This window comes from Pseudomonas ceruminis (genome assembly GCF_021602025.1).
In the GTDB taxonomy this organism is placed as follows: domain Bacteria; phylum Pseudomonadota; class Gammaproteobacteria; order Pseudomonadales; family Pseudomonadaceae; genus Aquipseudomonas; species Aquipseudomonas ceruminis.
In genome coordinates, this window is record NZ_BQHW01000004.1 from 225,853 (window position 1) to 243,368 (window position 17,516).

A 17,516-nucleotide genomic window follows, 5' to 3' on the forward strand; every position below is an offset into this window, starting at 1 on the left:
ATAGCTCTGTAGCGGCAGATACTGCTGCGGGCGCAGCGAGGATCAGGATCGGTTAGACTGTGTCACTTTTCTTTGCGCAAGAAGCCCGTTGACCATGGCCCAGCCGTCCACCACCTACAAGTTCGAATTGAATCTCACCGACCTTGATCGCAATGTCTACGAAAGCGTCAAGCAGACGATCGCCCGGCATCCTTCGGAAACCGAAGAGCGGATGGCCGTTCGTCTGTTGGCGTACGCGCTCTGGTTCAACGAGAACTTGTCGTTCGGTCGAGGCCTGTCGGATGTCGATGAGCCGGCACTGTGGGAAAAAAGCCTGGATGATCGCGTGTTGCACTGGATTGAAGTCGGCCAACCCGATGCTGATCGCCTGACCTGGTGCTCGCGTCGTACCGAACGCACCAGCCTGCTGGCCTACGGCAGCCTGCGGGTGTGGGAAGGCAAGGTGGTGAGTGCGGTCAAGAACCTGAAAAACCTGAGCATTGCCGCGGTACCGCAAGAGGTGTTGGAAACCCTGGCGACCGATATGCCGCGCAGCATCAAGTGGGACGTGATGATCAGTGAAGGCACGGTATTCGTCACTGACGACCGTGGCCAGCATGAAGTGCAACTGCAGTGGCTGCTCGGTGAGCGTGGCTGAAGCAACCCATGCGTATCGAACCCCGTCCTCTGCCGCCGACCCTGCCATTTCTGGGTAATCTGCCACCCTTGCTGACCCGCTTGTACGCCGCGCGCGGCGTGCAGAGCGAGGCTGAACTGGACAAGAGCCTGGCACGCTTGCTGCCGTACCAGCAACTCAAGGGCATCGAGGCCGGTGTGGATCTGCTGGTCGCAGCCCTCGACCAGCGCCAGCGCATCCTCATCGTCGGTGACTTCGATGCCGACGGTGCCACGGCCAGTACCGTCGGCGTGCTGGGCCTGCGCCTGCTGGGCGCGGCCCATGTCGATTACCTGGTACCCAACCGCTTCGAGTACGGCTACGGCCTGACCCCGGAAATCGTCGAGGTGGCGCTGCAGCGCCAGCCGCAGTTGCTGATTACCGTGGATAACGGCATTTCCAGCGTCGACGGGGTGGCGGCAGCCAAGGCCGCTGGGCTCAAGGTGCTGGTCACCGATCACCACCTGCCGGGCGAACAGTTGCCCGACGCCGATGCCATCATCAATCCCAACCAGCCGGGCTGTAGCTTCCCAAGCAAGTCGCTGGCCGGGGTAGGGGTCATCTTCTATGTGTTGATGGCCCTGCGCGCTCGCTTGCGCAGCCTTGGGCGCTACGAGACGCAACCACAGCCGAACATTGGCGAACTGCTCGATTTGGTGGCGCTGGGCAGTGTCGCCGATGTGGTGCCGCTGGACGCCAACAACCGCATACTGGTGCACCAAGGCCTTGAGCGCATCCGCGCCGGCCGCGCCCGACCAGGGCTGAAAGCCATTCTCGAAGTGGCCCGCCGCGATCACCGGCGGATTACCTCGACCGACCTCGGTTTCATCCTCGGCCCACGATTGAACGCTGCCGGGCGCCTGGACGACATGAGCCTGGGCATCGAATGCCTGCTGTGCGAAGACCCGGCCTTGGCCCAGGACATGGCCCAGCAGCTGGATGACCTGAACCAGGACCGCAAGTCGATCGAGCAGGGCATGCAACGCGAGGCGCTGGCCCAGCTCAAGGACTTGCCCGTCGAGTCGATGCCGTATGGTTTGTGCCTGTTCGATGCTGATTGGCACCAAGGGGTGATCGGCATTCTTGCCTCGCGCCTGAAGGAGCGCTACCACCGGCCGACCATCGCCTTTGCCGATGCCGGCGACGGCATGCTCAAGGGCTCGGCGCGCTCGGTGCCTGGGTTCCATATCCGCGACGCGCTGGATGCGGTGGCCGCGCGCCATCCGCAGTTGATCAGCAAGTTCGGCGGGCATGCCATGGCGGCCGGTTTGTCGCTGCCGGAAGGCAACTTCACGGCCTTCGCCGAGGCGTTCGACGAACAAGTGCGGCGCCAGCTGCGCGAGGAGGACCTCACCGGGCGCCTGTTGTCCGATGGCAGCCTGGCAGTGGAGGAATTCCACCTCGAGCTGGCCAAGGCCCTGCGTCATGCCGGGCCTTGGGGGCAGCACTTCCCCGAGCCGCTGTTCCACGGGGTGTTCCAGTTGGTCGAGCAGCGGGTGGTGGGCGAGCGGCACCTGAAGGTGGTGCTCAAGAGCGAGTGCGGCTCGGTACGCCTGGACGGCATTGCCTTCGGCATCGACCGCGAAGTATGGCCGAACCCGACCGTGCGTTGGGTGGAGCTGGCGTACAAGCTGGATGTGAACGAGTTCCGCGGCAATGAAACCGTACAGCTGATGATTGCCCACATGGAGCCGCGCTGAGCGCTCGGGCTCGGGTGATGCAGGCAATTGCAAATCCCATGGACCTACCCGGCTAGCATTCTGGTCTAGTCTGATGAATGACCGATATCGGGCCAGCGTCGTGCATCAGTGCCCGGGCCGGATCACCATTGGAGTCCTTGGGAGGTGCCCTCATGAGCCTGCTGCTCGAGCCTTACACCCTGCGTCAGCTGACGTTGCCCAACCGCATCGCCGTTTCGCCGATGTGCCAGTATTCTGCCGTCGATGGCCTGGCCAACGACTGGCATCTTGTTCACCTTGGCAGCCGTGCGGTAGGAGGGGCCGGCCTGGTCATCAGCGAAGCAGTGGCCGTGACTGCCGATGGCCGCATCACTGCCGAGGACCTGGGCCTGTGGAACGATGAGCAGGTCGCGCCACTGCAACGAATTACCCGCTTCATCACCGCCCAAGGTGCCGTCCCGGGCATCCAGCTGGCCCACGCTGGGCGCAAGGCCAGTACCCATCGCCCCTGGCTGGGCAAGCATGGCAGCGTCAAGCCCGAAGACGGTGGCTGGGAGCCGGTGGGGCCGTCAAGGATTGCCTTCGACCCGGAGCACACGGTACCGCGAGAGTTGAGCAAGGGTGAAATCCAGGAGGTCGTCGCAGCGTTCGTCGCAGCGACCGAACGGGCATTGCAGGCAGGCTTCAAGGTGGTGGAAATCCACGCTGCCCACGGCTACCTGCTGCACCAGTTCCTCTCGCCGCTGAGCAACCAGCGCCGCGACGAATACGGCAGTTGCTTCGAAAACCGCATCCGCCTGACCCTCGAGGTAACCGAGGCGGTGCGCAAGGTCTGGCCGCAGGAACTGCCTCTTTTCGTTCGTGTTTCGGCGACTGATTGGGTAGAAGACGGCTGGAACCCGGACGAAACCGTCGAGCTGGCGCGCAGGCTACGTGTGTTGGGCGTGGACCTGATCGACGTGTCCTCTGGTGGTACTTCAATGAACGCCGAGATTCCTACCGGCCCTGGCTACCAGACACGTTTCGCCGAGCGCGTGCGCAAGGAGTCGGAAATCGCCACGGGCACGGTCGGCATGATCACTGAACCTGCACAGGCCGAACACATCCTGCGCACCGGGCAGGCCGACCTGATCTTCCTGGCCCGTGAACTGTTGCGAGACCCGTACTGGCCCCTGCACGCCGACGACGACCTGGGCGGCAACAAAGCTACCTGGCCTGCGCAGTACCAGCGCGCGACCAGCCGGGCCAACCCGATTCACGAGTCGGATTTGCGGGATTAGGCTCTAGCCGAGCTGGCCTCTTTCGCAGGCACCTCACCCACCTCAAGGTGGGTGAGGTGCCTGCGAGGAGGCCGGTGGAACGAACGTGGGCTAGTGCTTGATCATCACATGCCGCACACAGGTGTAGTCCTCCAGGCCATACATCGACATATCCTTCCCATACCCCGAATGCTTCTGTCCGCCATGGGGCATTTCACTGACCAGCATGAAGTGGGTGTTGACCCAGGTGCAGCCATACTGCAGGCGCGCCGCCAGGCGATGGGCGCGGCCGGTGTCGCGGGTCCATACCGATGAGGCCAGGCCGTACTCCGAGTCGTTGGCCCACTCCAAAGCCTGGGCTTCATCGGTGAAGCGCGTTACCGACACCACCGGCCCGAATACCTCATGGCGTACGATCTCGTCGTCCTGCAGGGCATCGGCCAGCACCGTCGGTTCGAAGAAGAAGCCATTGCCCGGCAACGCCTTGCCCCCGGTGACCAGGCGAATGTGCGGTTGGGCGATGGCACGGCCGACCAGGCCGGCTACCTTGTCACGGTGTTGGGCGCTGATCAGCGGACCAAGCTCGGTATCCTCGGCGTCCTGCAGGCCGGTTTTCAGGCTGGCCACCGCCGTGCCCAGGCGCTCGACGAAACGCTCGTAGATACCGGCCTGCACATACAGGCGACAGGCTGCGGTGCAGTCCTGGCCAGCGTTGTAGAAACCGAAGGTACGGATACCGTCGATGGCGGCATCGATGTCGGCATCATCGAACACCAGCACCGGCGCCTTGCCCCCCAGCTCCATGTGCATGCGCTTCACGCTGTCGGCGGTGGCGCCGATGATGTGCGCGCCGGTGGGGATAGAACCGGTCAGCGACACCATGCGCACCTTGGGATGGGTGACCAGCGGGCTGCCGACGCTCTGCCCACGGCCGAAGAGGATGTTGAGAACTCCGGCAGGCAGCAGGTCCTTGGCCAGTTCGCCCAGGCGCAGGGCCGTCAGTGGGGTCAGTTCCGAGGGCTTGATCACCACGGTGTTGCCTGCGGCCAGGGCAGGGGCGACCTTCCACGCCAGCATCATCAGGGGGTAGTTCCAGGGTGCGATCGAGGCCACCACGCCAAGCGGGTCTCGGCGGATCATCGAGGTGTGCCCCGGCAGGTATTCGCCTGCCGCCGAACCACCGAGGCAGCGAGCGGCGCCGGCGAAGTAGCGGAACACATCGGCGATGGCAGGGATCTCATCGTTCAGGGCGGCGCTGAAGGGTTTGCCGCAGTTCTGCGACTCCAGCCTGGCCAGTTCATCGGCGTGCGCCTCGATGGTATCGGCCAGCGCCAGCAGGGCCTGCGAGCGCTCTTTGGGGCTAGTCTGTGACCAGCCGTCGAAAGCCTGGTCGGCAGCGCGCACGGCGGTATCGACCTGGGCTTCGCTGGCTTCGTTGATTTGCGCCAGGGCACTGCCTTCGGCCGGGTTGAGGACTGTCCAGGCAGGGCCATCGCCGGCGACCAGGCGGCCATTGATCAGCATATGGGTTTGCATCGGGGGCTCCTTGTGGGTCATTTACCGCTGCCTGCGACGCTTTCGCCGCCGCGGGTCAGGTAGTAGGCGCCGAGGATCGGCAGCATGGTCACCAGCATCACCAGCATGGCAACCACATTGGTCACGGGTACATCGCGCGGGCGGCTGAGCTGGTTGAGCAACCAGATTGGCAGGGTGCGCTCATGGCCGGCGGTGAAGGTGGTGACGATGATTTCGTCGAACGACAAGGCGAAGGCCAGCATGCCGCCGGCCAACAGCGCCGAACCGAGGTTGGGCAGGATGATGTAGCGGAAGGTCTGCCAGCCGTCGGCGCCCAGGTCCATCGAGGCTTCGATCAGGCTTTGCGAGGTGCGCCGCAGGCGGGCGATCACGTTGTTGTAGACGATCACCACGCAGAAGGTCGCGTGGCCGACGACGATGGTGAACACCCCAGGTTCGATGCCCAAGGTCTTGAACGCTGAAAGCAAGGCGATGCCGGTAATGATGCCGGGCAGGGCGATCGGCAGGATCAGCATCAGCGAGATGCTTTCCTTGCCAAAGAAGCTGCGCCGGTACAGCGCCGCAGAAGCCAGCGTGCCGAGCACCAGGGCGATCAGCGTGGCCAGGCAGGCGACCTGCAGCGACAGCTTGATGGCCTCGAGCACATCCGGCCGGGTGAAGGCCACGGCGAACCATTTTAAGGTAAGGCCTTTGGGCGGGAAGCTGAACGCTGCGTCTTCGGTGTTGAAGGCGTACAGGATGATGATCAGGATCGGGAAGTGCAGGAACAGCAACCCGCCCCAGGCCGCCAGGCGCAGGCCCAGCGAAGCGTTTTCAGAGTGCATCGAAGGCCCCCAGGCGCTTGACGATGGACAGGTACAAGGCAATCAGCACGATCGGCACCAGGGTGAACGCCGCGGCCATTGGCATGTTGCCGATCGCCCCTTGCTGGGCGTAGACCATGCTGCCGATGAAGTAGCCGGGAGGGCCAACCAGCTGGGGCACGATGAAGTCGCCCAGGGTGAGCGAAAAGGTGAAGATCGAGCCTGCGGCAATGCCCGGTATCGACAGCGGCAGGACCACCTGGAAGAACGTCTGACCGGGCCTGGCGCCCAGGTCGGCCGACGCCTGCAGCAAGGACGGTGGCAGGCGTTCCAGTGAAGCTTGCACCGGCAGGATCATGAACGGCAGCCAGATGTACACGAACACCATGAAACGCCCCAGGTGTGAGGTCGACAGTGTGCTGCCGCCCACCCCAGGTAACGCCAGCACCGCTTGCAGCAGTGCGTCCAGGTGCAGTTGCTGGATGAACCACTGCGCCACGCCGCCTTTGGCCAGCAGCAGCGTCCAGGCATAGGTCTTGACGATGTAGCTGGCCCACATCGGCATCATCACCGCGATGTAGAAAAACGCCTTGGTCTTGCCGGTGGTATAGCGCGCCATGTAGTAGGCGATGGGAAAGGCCAGCACCGCGCTTGCCAGCGACACTGCCACGGCCATGGCCAGGGTGCGCAGGATGATGTCGAAATTGGACGGGTTGAACAGGGCGGCGAAGTTGTCCAGGGTCAGCGTCGGGGTGACCGCCATGGTGAAATCGTCGAAGGTGTAGAAACCTTGCCAGAGCAGGTTGAGCAGCGAACCCAGGTAGATGGCCCCAAACCACGTCAGCGGCGGGATCAGCAGCAGCGCCAGGTAGAGATTGGGGCGCCGGTAGAGCAGGGTGGAAAACCTGCGCGACAGGCTCGAGTGGCTCATGTCAGCGGCCCTCGGCCAGGACGGTTTCCTGCAGCGCCGTCATCGCTTCGCGTGGCCAGCGCAGTTGCACACGCTGGCCGGCTTGCCAGGGTTGCGGCTGCGCCTGCCAACGGTCGTTGGCGTGGCTTACGGCCAACAACTGGCCACTGTCCAGTTGCACTTCATAACGCGTGGCGCTGCCCTGGTACTGGACGTCACGCAGCAGGCCGCTGAGCTGGACCTCGTGCGCAGCGTCGGCAGCTACCCCCAGGCGAATGTGTTCGGGGCGAATGGAGAATGGCGAGCGGCTGCCGCTGAGCTGCTCGGCCAGGTCGCCGCGCACCACGTTGGAGGTGCCGACGAACTCGGCAACGAAGGTGGTCGCCGGTTGCATGTAGAGGTTACGCGGGGTATCTACCTGTTCGATGCGGCCGCGGTTGAACACCGCAACCCGGTCGGACATCGACAACGCCTCGGTCTGGTCGTGGGTCACGAAGATGAAGGTAATGCCCAGCTGACGCTGCAGTTTCTTCAGCTCGCCCTGCATTTGTTCGCGCAGTTTAAGGTCCAGAGCCCCAAGCGGCTCGTCGAGCAACAGGACCCGGGGGCGATTGACCAAGGCACGGGCCAGGGCAACGCGCTGGCGCTGGCCCCCGGACAGTTGCGCCGGTTTACGCCCGCCATAGCCGGCCAGGGCCACCATCGCCAGGGCCTCATCGGCGCGCGCATGGCGTTCGGCCCTGGCCACACCCTTGACCTTGAGGCCGTAGGCGATGTTGTCCAGCACATTCATGTGCGGGAACAGCGCGTAGTCCTGGAACACAGTGTTGACATCACGCTGGTAGGGCGGCACACCGGTGGCCTCGCTGCCATGGATGCGGATCGAACCACTGCTGGGTTGTTCGAAGCCGGCGATCAGGCGCAGGCAGGTGGTCTTGCCCGAGCCGGAAGGGCCGAGCATGGAGAAGAATTCGCCGTCTTCGATGTCGATGCTGACCTGATCGACGGCCTTGACCTCACCGAAGGTGCGCGACACCTGGGTGAACTGGACTGCTAGCGGCATAGGCGGTACTCAGCTGTGCGGGTATTGCCTGCACTGGCCGCTTCGCAGACGTGCCCCGCGAAGCGGCCAGTGCAGGCTCAGTGGACCTTAGCGCCCCCCCATGATCGCGATGTAGTCCTGGGTCCAGCGGCTATACGGCACGAACTTGCCGCCCTGGGCCTGTGGGGTCTTCCAGAAGGCGATCTTGTCGAAGTTGTCGAAGCCGTTGGTCTTGCAGCCCTCGGCCCCCAGCAGCTCGCTGCCGGTGCAGGCCGCAGGCACGGCTGGCGACGAACCGAACCAGGCTGCCACGTCGCCCTGCACCTTCGGTTGCAGTGACCAGTCCATCCATTTGTACGCGCAGTTGGGGTGCTTGGCCTCGCTGTGCAGCATCGTCGTATCAGCCCAGCCAGTAGCGCCTTCCTTGGGAATGGTCGAGGCCACGGGCTGGTTCTCGGCCTTCAGGCCGTTGACCATGTAGCCCCACGAGCTGGAGGCGACCACACCTTCGTTTTTCACATCGCTCATCTGCACCGAGGCGTCGTGCCAGTAACGGTGGATCAGCGGTTGCTGCTGGCGTAACAGCTCGAGTACGGCCTTGTACTGGGCTTCGTTGAGTTCGTAGGGGTCCTGGATGCCCAGTTCAGGCTTTGCCGATTTCAGGTACAGCGCCGCGTCGGCGATGTAGATCGGCCCATCGTAGGCCTGCACCCGGCCTTTGTTGGGCTTGCCATCGGGCAGGTTCTGCGGCTCGAACACCACGCTCCAGCTGGTGGGCGCCTGGGTGAAGGTCTTGGTGTTGTACAACAGCACGTTCGGCCCCCACTGATACGGGGTGCCATAGATGTGTTTGTCGACCACATACCAGCCACCGTTCTGCAGGCGTGGGTCAATGTTCTTCCAGTTGGGGATCAGGGCCGTGTTGATCGGCTGCACTTTCTTGCCGACGATCAGGCGCAACGAGGCATCGCCGGAGGCCGTGACCAGGTCATAACCGCCCTTGTTCATCAGGCTGACCATTTCGTCGGAGGTGGCGGCGGTCTTGACGTTGACTTTGCAGCCGGTCTCCTTTTCGAAACCTGTGACCCAGTCATAGGCCTTGTCGCTTTCACCACGCTCGATGTAGCCGGGCCAGGCGACGATATCCAGCTGGCCTTCGCTGGCTCCCAGGGCCTTTGGCATTTCGGCGGCCTGCAGGCTGGCGCTGGCCAGCAGGGCGCCCGTCATGGCGCCGAGCAATGCGGTCTTGTGCACTGACATGGTGTTCCCTCTTCTTGGAGATCTTGGTCGGGGCAGTCATCAAGAAAGCAGTAAAGCGGTTGTTATAAGCGTAGTGCGCTTGCGCAGGTTGTTGGCGATCTCGAGTCTAGTTGGCTTTTGGCCAGCCAACGCAACATCCAGATGCAAATGCAAGGATGGCCTCTCCCCGGGCAGGCCTTACTCTGCTGATTACCTTCGATACCGTGGAGATGCGCGAATGAACACCCGGGGCCTACTCGATCAACTGCTCAAGTCCGGTCAGGAACTGCTCAACAAGCAGGCCGGCGCAGGCAAGCCAGGCGCTGGTGCCGGTGGCCTGGGCGGGCTGCTTTCCGGCGCTGGCGGCGGCGCCCTGGCGGCAGGGGCCATGGGCTTGCTGCTGGGCAACAAGAAAGCGCGCAAGTATGGCGGCAAGGCCATTACCTACGGTGGCCTGGCTGCGCTCGGGGTGTTGGCCTACAAGGCCTACGGTAACTGGCAGGCACGCCAGGGCGCAGGGCAGGGGGCCGAGCCGCAAACCCTCGATCACCTGCCGCCGGCCGAGGCCGAGCAGCACAGCCAGGCGGTCCTGCAGGCACTGGTGGCGGCAGCCAAGGCCGATGGCCATATCGATGAGCGTGAGCGTGCCCTGATCGAAGGTGAGTTCACTCGCCTGGACAGCGACCGAGCGTTGCAGCAATGGCTGCATGCCGAGCTCAACAAGCCCCTTGATCCGGCTGAAGTTGCCCGCGCGGCGCAAACGCCGGAGATGGCCGCCGAGATGTACCTGGCCAGCGTAATGATGGTCGATCAGGAAAACTTCATGGAGCGCGCTTACCTGGACGAACTGGCCCGGCAACTGCGCCTGGACCCGGCCTTGCGCCAGGAACTGGAAAGCCAAATAAGGCTTGCCGAGGCCAATTAGGTGGCAAATGGCCTTCAATTAGGCATGGATGCCTGAAAACCCTGCATTTCAGCCGCAAAAGCGTAGAACGCCTGGGCTATACTTCGGCGATTTTCCCCGCTCGTTGTGAATTCCTGAGGGCTGAATGTGAAGAACTGGACCTTGCGCCAACGGATCCTGGCAAGTTTCGCCGTGATCATCGCCATCATGCTGCTGATGGTCGTGGCCGCCTACTCGCGGCTGGTGACGATCGAAAGTGCCGAGGAGGCAGTGGGGACCGACAGCATTCCCGGGGTGTACTACAGCTCGATGATCCGCAGCGCCTGGGTCGACAGCTATGTCACCAGCCAGCAGTTGGTGGGGTTGTCGCGGCACCGCGAAATCACACCGGCAGACATGGAGCTGTTCAAGAGCTTCGAAGACCGGCTCAAACAGCACATGGCCAGTTACCAGACCACCATCAATGATGCCGACGACCAGGCCAGTTTCGACGCATTCATCAAGCTTGAGGAGGTTTACATCAAGCTGGTAGGCGAGGTGCTTGAAGCCTATCGCCAACACAACTACGCGGAAGCCGAACGGTTGATCATCGAGGTGCTCACCCCGGCCTGGGTGGACGGGCGCAAGCACCTGAACGACACCATCGAGCGCAACCGGCAATCTGCCGACGGCGCCACCCGTGAGATCGTCAGCGCGGTAAGCACGGCCAAGGGCAGCATGGTGATTTCGCTGCTGCTGGCCATCCTTGCCGCAGGTATCTGTGGGCTACTGCTGATGCGCGCCATCACCGCGCCCGTGCAGCGCATCGTGCATGCCCTCGACAAATTGCGCTCAGGTGACCTGAGCATGCGCCTTAGCCTGGATCGCAAGGACGAGTTCGGCGCTATCGAAAGCGGATTCAACGAAATGGCCGAGGCGCTGGCCAACCTGGTGTCCCAGGCCCAGCGTTCGTCGGTACAGGTCACCACTTCGGTCACCGAAATTGCCGCCACGTCCAAGCAGCAGCAAGCCACGGCCACCGAAACAGCTGCCACCACCACGGAAATCGGCGCCACCTCGCGCGAAATTGCTGCCACTTCACGGGACTTGGTGCGCACCATGACCGAAGTCACCAGTGCTGCTGACCAGGCCTCGAGCCTTGCCGGCTCTGGCCAGCAGGGCCTGGCGCGCATGGAAGAAACCATGCACCAGGTCATGGGGGCGGCTGACCTGGTCAACGCCAAGCTGGGGATACTCAACGAAAAAGCCAGCAACATCACCCAGATGGTGGTGACCATCGTCAAGGTTGCCGATCAGACCAACCTGTTGTCGCTCAACGCGGCTATCGAGGCTGAAAAAGCCGGCGAATATGGCCGTGGCTTTGCCGTGGTGGCCACCGAGGTGCGGCGCCTGGCCGACCAGACTGCCGTGGCCACCTACGACATCGAGCAGATGGTGCGGGAAATCCAGTCGGCGGTGTCGGCCGGCGTGATGGGCATGGACAAGTTTTCCGAAGAGGTGCGCCGTGGCATGTTCGAGGTGCAGCAGGTGGGCGAACAACTGAGCCAGATCATTCATCAGGTACAGGCCCTGGCACCGCGTGTGTTGATGGTCAACGAAGGCATGCAGGCCCAGGCAACCGGCGCCGAGCAGATCAACCAGGCACTGGCCCAGCTCAGCGATGCCAGCACCCAGACGGTAGAGTCGCTGCGCCAGGCCAGCTTCGCCATCGACGAGTTGAGCCAGGTGGCCGCCGGACTGCGCGGCGGTGTATCGCGCTTCAAAGTCTGACTGTCATGAACGACCTGCCTCCACAAAAGGCAGCAGCCAGTACCAAGGGCTCGCTGTACCTGCAGTTTCGCCTGGGTGACCAGCGCTTCGCCCTGGATGTGCGCGAGGTGATCGAGGTGCTGCCATGCCGGCCACTCAAGCCGATCGCCCACACACCGGCCTGGGTGGCCGGCATCCTGGCCCATCGCGGTGTGCTGGTGCCGGTAATCGACCTGTGCGCGCTGGCCTTCGCCCAGCCCTCAGCCCAGCGCACCAGTACGCGCCTGGTCCTTGTGCGCTACCGTGGCGACCAGCAGTTGGGCCTGATCCTCGAGCAGGCTACCGAAACCCTGCGCTGCCCGTCGGAAGCCTTTCAGCCCTATGGCCTGGACAACGGCGAAGCGCCGTACCTGGGCCCGGTGCGCCAGGACGCCGAGGGGTTGCTGCAGCGTATCGAGGTGGACGACCTGCTAAGCGATGCCGTGCGCCAGTTGTTGTACCCGGATGCGTCGGCGCAGCAGGTGCGGCCATGAACGCACAACCGTTCTTTCGCTTTCTGCAGGAGCGTATCGGCCTGGATGTCGAATCGGTGGGTGTGCCGATGGTCGAGCGAGCCTTGCAGCAGCGCTGTGTAGCGCTGGGGGCGGCCGACCTTGACGATTATTGGCTGCGCCTGCAGCAATCGGTAGACGAACAGCAAGCGCTGATCGAGGCCGTGATCGTTCCGGAGACCTGGTTTTTCCGTTATCCCGAATCATTCACCGCGTTGGTCGGCCTGGCCCACAAACGCCTGGCAGAACTCGCCGGCGAACGGCCGCTGCGGCTGCTGAGCCTGCCCTGTTCTACCGGTGAGGAACCCTATTCGCTGGCCATGGCCCTGCTCGACTCGGGAATCCACCCAGCCTCCTTCCATATCGATGGTATCGATATCAGCCCCAACTCGGTGGCCAAGGCGGTGCAGGGGGTGTATGGGCGCAATTCCTTCCGTGGCAGCGAGCTGGCTTTTCGCGAGCGGCATTTCCACCCGCGCGATGATGGCCATCAGCTCGATGAGCGGGTTCGGCAGCAGGTCAACCTGCAAGTGGGCAACGTGCTCGACCCGGTATTGGCCAGGCGCAACGGCCAGTACGATTTCGTGTTCTGCCGCAATTTGTTGATCTACTTCGATGTGCCGACCCAGCAGCGTGTCTTCGAGGTGCTTAAGGGCCTGGCTCAGCCGCAGGGTGTGCTGTTCATTGGGCCGGCCGAGGGGAGCTTGCTGGCGCGGCTGGGCATGCGCCCGCTGGGGATCGCCCAGTCGTTCGCCTATGTGCGCCAGGTTGTGGAGCCGCCGCCCGCGCCGAAGCCGGTTGTGCGCAGCGTGCCATTACCGCCTGCGCCCATCGGGTCGAGCCGGCCTGCGCCGGCACCGGTGCTGCGGCGTTCGGTACCCGTCGCCGTGCCCCGCGTCGAACAAAGCGAGAGCGAAAGCGACTTGCTGAGCAACATCGCGCAGCAGGCCAATGCCGGTGATATCGGCCAGGCGCGCGCCAGTTGCCAGCGTTACTTGGCCCAGTTCGCGCCCAAGGCCCAGGTGTATTACTGGCTGGGGCTGCTCAGCGATACCGAAGGCGATGCCGCACAAGCGCTGACCCACTACCGCAAGGCCTTGTACCTGGACCCGCAGCACCCTGAAGCCTTGCTGCACCTGGCCACGCTGCTGGCTGCCCAGGGCGATGAAGCCGGCGCCCGGCGCCTGCAGGAACGCGCGGCGCGCGCTGGTCGGGAGGCTGAACGATGAATGTTGAACACGCGATCGGGCTGCTCGCTCAGGACGACGAGCGCATCGATGACTGCTGGAACCGTATCGGTGTGCATGGCAACAAGCAGTGCCCGTTGCTGGAGCGGCATATCCACTGCCGCAACTGTGAAGTCTACGCGGCAGCGGCCACGCGCCTGCTGGACCGCTACACCCTGGTCCAGGATCAACAGGCCCCAGCGGCCGCGGTCGAGGCCAGCAGCGGGCGTTCGCTGTTGCTGTTTCGCCTGGGTGAGGAATGGCTGGCCCTGGCCACTGCCTGCCTGGCCGAGATCGCGCCAATGCAGCCGGTGCACTCGTTGCCCCATCAGCGTTCACGGGTGCTGCAAGGGGTGGCCAATGTACGTGGGGCATTGGTGCCTTGCCTGTCCCTGGGTGATCTGTTGGGAGGGGAACGTTTGCCTGAGCAGCCGCACAGTGGCCGAGCGATGCCACGCATGCTGATCCTGGCTGCGGTGGGTGGCCCGGTGGTGATGGCGGTGGACGAAATTGATGGCATTCATCATCTGGACCTCGAATTGCCGGATGTCGCCGAGGGCGCTGCGCCGTTCACCACGGCCGTACTGCAATGGCGCGGACGCAGCGTGCGCCTGCTGGACGACCAACACTTACTGTCTGCCGTACAGCGGAGCCTGTCATGACCCCGGAGCAAATGCGCGACGCATCGTTGCTCGAACTCTTCAGCCTCGAGGCCGAGGCCCAGACCCAGGTGCTCAGCACCGGCCTGATGGCCCTGGAGCGCAACCCGACCCAGGCTGACCAGCTGGAAGCCTGCATGCGTGCGGCACATTCGCTCAAGGGCGCCGCACGGATCGTTGGCATCGATGCCGGGGTCAGCGTCGCCCATGTGATGGAAGATTGCCTGGTGGCTGCCCAAGAGGGCCGACTTCAGTTGCGGGCGGACCATATCGACGCACTGTTGCGTGGCACTGACCTGCTGCTGCATATCGCAACGCCCGGCGATCCGTCGGGCGAAGCGGGCGTGCCGGCGTTCCTGGTACAGATGGCGGGCCTGCTCGACCCAAGTGCTGCGCCGGTGCCGCTGCCAACGCTGGCGCCAGAACCTGCAGTGTTCGCTGCGTTGGCCGCCGAGCCGGTGACGGTCGAGGCTGAGCCAGAGGCAGAACCGCCAGCGCCGCGCAAGGCCGGTAAACGCGGCGCAGACGGGGCCGAGCGGGTACTGCGGGTTACTGCCGATCGCCTGAACAGCCTGCTCGACCTGTCGAGCAAATCGCTGGTGGAGACCCAGCGCCTCAAGCCCTACCTGGCCACCCTGCAGCGCCTCAAGCGCATGCATGGCCAGGGCATGCGCGCCCTCGACGGGCTGAAGGCCCAACTCGAAGAAGGCGGCCAAAGCCCTGAAGTGCTCGAAGCACTGGCCCAGACTCAGCGCCTGTTGCTGGAAACCCAGCAGATCCTGCAGCAGCAGGCTGCCGACCTCGACGAATTCGGCTGGCAGGCCAGCCAGCGTGCGCAATTGCTTTACGACACGGCGCTGGCCTGCCGTATGAGGCCGTTTGCCGACGTGCTCACTGGTCAAAGCCGTATGGTGCGCGACCTGGGGCGCTCGCTGGGCAAGCAGGTGCGCCTGCAGATCGATGGCGAAAAGACCCAGGTCGATCGCGATGTGCTGGAAAAGCTCGAGGCACCGCTTACCCACCTGCTGCGCAATGCCGTCGACCACGGCATCGAAATGCCCGAGCTACGCCTGCTGGCTGGCAAGCCGGAAGAGGGTGCCATTCGCCTGCATGCCTCGCATCAGGCAGGCCTGCTTGTGCTTGAACTGAGCGATGACGGGGGTGGTATCGACCTTGAGCGGTTGCGCCGCAATATCGTCGAGCGGGGCCTGTCCCCGGCCGATACCGTGGCGCAGATGAGTGAGGCAGAGCTGCTGACCTTTCTGTTCCTGCCGGGCTTCAGCATGCGCGACAAGGTGACTGAGGTGTCCGGCCGTGGCGTTGGCCTGGACGCAGTGCAGCATATGGTGCGTGACCTGCGTGGCTCGATTGAACTGACCCAGGTAACGGGCCAGGGCTGTCGTTTCCACGTGCAAGTGCCGCTGACCCTGTCGGTGGTGCGCAGCCTGGTGGTGGAAGTGGGCGGTGAGGCCTATGCATTCCCGCTGGCGCATATCGAGCGCACCCTGGAAGTGACCGCCGAGCAGATCGTGCAGATCGAAGGCCGGCAGCATTTTTGGCACGAGGGCAGGCACATCGGCCTGGTTGCTGCCAACCAGTTGCTCAACCGGCCGACCGCACCGGGGGATGAACGCAGTTTGCGGGTAGTGGTGATTCGCGAGCGCGAGCAGTTGTATGGGGTGGCGGTGGAGCGCCTGATCGGCGAGCGGGTCTTGGTGGTGATGCCGCTGGACCCGCGCCTTGGCAAGGTTCAGGACATCTCGGCGGGGGCACTGCTGGACGATGGTTCCGTGGTGCTGATCGTCGACGTGGAAGACCTGCTGCGCTCGGTGGAGAAGCTGCTCAGCACCGGCCGCCTGGAACGCATCGAGCGCGGCGTACAAGGCGGGCGTGGGGTCAGCCGCAAGCGCATCCTGGTGGTCGACGATTCGCTCACGGTGCGCGAGCTGCAACGCAAGCTGCTGGGCAATCGCGGCTACGATGTTGCCGTTGCGGTCGACGGCATGGACGGTTGGAACGCCCTGCGCAGTGAAGACTTCGACCTGTTGATTACCGATATCGACATGCCGCGCATGGACGGCATCGAGTTGGTCACCTTGGTGCGCCGTGATCAGCGGCTGCAGTCGCTACCGGTGATGGTGGTCTCGTACAAGGACCGTGAAGAAGATCGGCGGCGTGGCCTGGATGCCGGGGCCGACTACTATTTGGCTAAGGCGAGCTTCCACGACGATGCGTTGCTGGACGCCGTGGTGGAATTGATCGGAGGTGCTCAGGGATGAAGATCGCCATCGTCAATGACATGCCCATGGCCGTGGAAGCCTTGCGCAGGGCCTTGGCGTTCGAGCCTGCGCACGAGGTGGTGTGGGTGGCCAGCAACGGTGCCGAGGCGGTAAGCAAGTGTGCCGAGTTTACCCCCGACCTTATTCTCATGGACCTGATCATGCCGGTGATGGGCGGTGTCGAGGCAACGCGGCGGATCATGGCCGAGACGCCCTGCGCCATCGTCATCGTCACTGTCGATCGCAAGCAGAACGTGCACCAGGTGTTCGAAGCGATGGGCCATGGTGCCCTGGATGTGGTCGACACGCCGTCCCTGGGTGCTGGTGATGCGCGCGCTGCGGCGGCGCCATTGCTGCGCAAGATACTCAACATCAGCTGGCTGATCGGTCAGCAGCGCCCAGCGGCCACCAAACCGGTCGCGGCGCCGCTGCGTGACAGTGCGCAGCGCCGTGGGCTGGTGGCGATTGGCTCGTCGGCAGGCGGGCCCGCCGCGTTGGAAGTGTTGCTCAAAGGGCTGCCCAAGGGATTTGCGGCGTCCATCGTGCTGGTCCAGCATGTCGACCAGGTGTTCGCTGCCGGCATGGCCGAATGGCTTGGCAGCGCGTGCGGGCTACCGGTGCGTCTGGCCCGTGAGGGGGAGCCGCCGCAGCCGGGGCAAGTGCTGCTGGCCGGCACCAACCACCATATCCGCCTGATACAGAATGGCCAGTTGGCCTACACTGCCGAACCTGTCAATGAAATCTACCGGCCCTCGATCGATGTGTTCTTCGAGAGCGTGGCGCGCTACTGGCGCGGCGATGCGGTGGGCGTGCTGCTCACCGGCATGGGCCGCGACGGCGCCCAGGGCCTGAAACTGATGCGCCAGCAGGGCTTCCTGACCATTGCTCAGGACCAGGCCAGCAGCGCAGTCTACGGTATGCCCAAGGCGGCCGCGGCAATCGATGCAGCGGTGGAGATCCGTCCGCTGGAGCGAATCGCCGGGCGCTTGATGGAAATCTTTGCAAAATGACGATATGTGAATCAC

15 protein-coding genes are annotated in these 17,516 nt (G+C 63.9%); 10 read left to right on the forward strand and 5 right to left on the reverse strand.

Features of this window, described 5'->3' with window-relative positions; all coding sequences use genetic code 11:
* Nucleotides 1-94 precede the first annotated feature (94 nt).
* The 3 genes from L6D80_RS07025 to L6D80_RS07035 all read left to right on the forward strand — a co-directional run bounded on the left by L6D80_RS07025 (nt 95) and on the right by L6D80_RS07035 (nt 3,614).
* The gene (locus tag L6D80_RS07025) at nt 95-637 is read left to right on the forward strand and encodes a YaeQ family protein (protein WP_054903229.1); all 543 of its coding nucleotides are present in this window, start codon (nt 95-97) and stop codon (nt 635-637) included.
* An 8-nt stretch (nt 638-645) separates the two neighbouring features.
* Entirely contained in the window at nt 646-2,355 is a 1,710-nt protein-coding gene (gene recJ, locus L6D80_RS07030) for a single-stranded-DNA-specific exonuclease RecJ (RefSeq protein ID WP_176513141.1), read from the forward strand.
* Nucleotides 2,356-2,507: 152 nt separating this feature from the next.
* Entirely contained in the window at nt 2,508-3,614 is a 1,107-nt protein-coding gene (locus L6D80_RS07035) for an NADH:flavin oxidoreductase/NADH oxidase (protein ID WP_054903227.1), read from the forward strand.
* 90 nt (nt 3,615-3,704) lie between these two features.
* Here the strand turns inward: L6D80_RS07035 and L6D80_RS07040 are convergent, their stop codons facing one another.
* From L6D80_RS07040 to ydcS, 5 genes are all read right to left on the reverse strand, one after another.
* A complete protein-coding gene (locus L6D80_RS07040; protein ID WP_176513143.1) occupies nt 3,705-5,129 on the reverse strand; it encodes a gamma-aminobutyraldehyde dehydrogenase in 1,425 nt (474 codons plus the stop codon).
* 17 nt (nt 5,130-5,146) lie between these two features.
* A complete protein-coding gene (locus L6D80_RS07045) occupies nt 5,147-5,953 on the reverse strand; it encodes an ABC transporter permease (protein ID WP_054903225.1) in 807 nt (268 codons plus the stop codon).
* Nucleotides 5,943-6,863, reverse strand: a complete 921-nt coding sequence (locus L6D80_RS07050; protein ID WP_054903224.1) for an ABC transporter permease — start codon at nt 6,861-6,863, stop codon at nt 5,943-5,945. Before L6D80_RS07050 ends, L6D80_RS07045 begins: the two co-directional genes overlap by 11 nt.
* Nucleotide 6,864: 1 nt before the next feature.
* Nucleotides 6,865-7,905 carry an ABC transporter ATP-binding protein gene (locus tag L6D80_RS07055; protein WP_054903223.1) on the reverse strand — a complete coding sequence of 347 codons (1,041 nt, stop codon included), beginning with the start codon at nt 7,903-7,905 and terminating at the stop codon, nt 6,865-6,867.
* Between the two features lie 87 nt (nt 7,906-7,992).
* The gene (ydcS, locus tag L6D80_RS07060) at nt 7,993-9,144 is read right to left on the reverse strand and encodes a putative ABC transporter substrate-binding protein YdcS (protein WP_176513145.1); all 1,152 of its coding nucleotides are present in this window, start codon (nt 9,142-9,144) and stop codon (nt 7,993-7,995) included.
* A gap of 217 nt (nt 9,145-9,361) precedes the next feature.
* On the opposite strand from ydcS, the gene L6D80_RS07065 reads away from it, so the two are divergent.
* From L6D80_RS07065 to cheB, 7 genes are all read left to right on the forward strand, one after another.
* The gene (locus L6D80_RS07065) at nt 9,362-10,048 is read left to right on the forward strand and encodes a tellurite resistance TerB family protein (protein ID WP_176513148.1); all 687 of its coding nucleotides are present in this window, start codon (nt 9,362-9,364) and stop codon (nt 10,046-10,048) included.
* Nucleotides 10,049-10,174: 126 nt separating this feature from the next.
* Complete coding sequence (locus L6D80_RS07070; RefSeq protein WP_054902160.1) at nt 10,175-11,797, forward strand: methyl-accepting chemotaxis protein; 1,623 nt, start codon at nt 10,175-10,177, stop codon at nt 11,795-11,797.
* A gap of 5 nt (nt 11,798-11,802) precedes the next feature.
* Nucleotides 11,803-12,309: a chemotaxis protein CheW gene (locus L6D80_RS07075; RefSeq protein WP_176513150.1), complete on the forward strand. Its 507-nt coding sequence runs from the start codon at nt 11,803-11,805 to the stop codon at nt 12,307-12,309.
* Nucleotides 12,306-13,556: a CheR family methyltransferase gene (locus L6D80_RS07080; RefSeq protein ID WP_176513152.1), complete on the forward strand. Its 1,251-nt coding sequence runs from the start codon at nt 12,306-12,308 to the stop codon at nt 13,554-13,556. Before L6D80_RS07075 ends, L6D80_RS07080 begins: the two co-directional genes overlap by 4 nt.
* The gene (locus L6D80_RS07085) at nt 13,553-14,215 is read left to right on the forward strand and encodes a chemotaxis protein CheW (protein WP_176513154.1); all 663 of its coding nucleotides are present in this window, start codon (nt 13,553-13,555) and stop codon (nt 14,213-14,215) included. The genes L6D80_RS07080 and L6D80_RS07085 overlap by 4 nt, the downstream gene beginning before the upstream one ends.
* On the forward strand, nt 14,212-16,491 hold the full coding sequence (locus L6D80_RS07090) for a hybrid sensor histidine kinase/response regulator (protein WP_054902156.1): 2,280 nt from the start codon (nt 14,212-14,214) through the stop codon (nt 16,489-16,491). The genes L6D80_RS07085 and L6D80_RS07090 overlap by 4 nt, the downstream gene beginning before the upstream one ends.
* Nucleotides 16,488-17,501, forward strand: coding sequence for a chemotaxis response regulator protein-glutamate methylesterase (gene cheB, locus L6D80_RS07095; protein WP_054902155.1), 1,014 nt, complete (start codon nt 16,488-16,490; stop codon nt 17,499-17,501). The genes L6D80_RS07090 and cheB overlap by 4 nt, the downstream gene beginning before the upstream one ends.
* The last annotated feature ends 15 nt before the right edge of the window (nt 17,502-17,516 follow it).

Excerpts from the sequence above, each read along its gene's own strand:
- L6D80_RS07025 (WP_054903229.1), top strand. The coding sequence starts at position 95 with ATGGCCCAGCCGTCCACCACCTACAAGTTCGAATTGAATCTCACCGAC.
- recJ (WP_176513141.1), top strand. The coding sequence starts at position 646 with ATGCGTATCGAACCCCGTCCTCTGCCGCCGACCCTGCCATTTCTGGGT.
- L6D80_RS07035 (WP_054903227.1), top strand. The coding sequence starts at position 2,508 with ATGAGCCTGCTGCTCGAGCCTTACACCCTGCGTCAGCTGACGTTGCCC.
- L6D80_RS07040 (WP_176513143.1), bottom strand. The coding sequence starts at position 5,129 with ATGCAAACCCATATGCTGATCAATGGCCGCCTGGTCGCCGGCGATGGC.
- L6D80_RS07045 (WP_054903225.1), bottom strand. The coding sequence starts at position 5,953 with ATGCACTCTGAAAACGCTTCGCTGGGCCTGCGCCTGGCGGCCTGGGGC.
- L6D80_RS07050 (WP_054903224.1), bottom strand. The coding sequence starts at position 6,863 with ATGAGCCACTCGAGCCTGTCGCGCAGGTTTTCCACCCTGCTCTACCGG.
- L6D80_RS07055 (WP_054903223.1), bottom strand. The coding sequence starts at position 7,905 with ATGCCGCTAGCAGTCCAGTTCACCCAGGTGTCGCGCACCTTCGGTGAG.
- ydcS (WP_176513145.1), bottom strand. The coding sequence starts at position 9,144 with ATGTCAGTGCACAAGACCGCATTGCTCGGCGCCATGACGGGCGCCCTG.
- L6D80_RS07065 (WP_176513148.1), top strand. The coding sequence starts at position 9,362 with ATGAACACCCGGGGCCTACTCGATCAACTGCTCAAGTCCGGTCAGGAA.
- L6D80_RS07075 (WP_176513150.1), top strand. The coding sequence starts at position 11,803 with ATGAACGACCTGCCTCCACAAAAGGCAGCAGCCAGTACCAAGGGCTCG.
- L6D80_RS07080 (WP_176513152.1), top strand. The coding sequence starts at position 12,306 with ATGAACGCACAACCGTTCTTTCGCTTTCTGCAGGAGCGTATCGGCCTG.
- L6D80_RS07085 (WP_176513154.1), top strand. The coding sequence starts at position 13,553 with ATGAATGTTGAACACGCGATCGGGCTGCTCGCTCAGGACGACGAGCGC.
- L6D80_RS07090 (WP_054902156.1), top strand. The coding sequence starts at position 14,212 with ATGACCCCGGAGCAAATGCGCGACGCATCGTTGCTCGAACTCTTCAGC.
- cheB (WP_054902155.1), top strand. The coding sequence starts at position 16,488 with ATGAAGATCGCCATCGTCAATGACATGCCCATGGCCGTGGAAGCCTTG.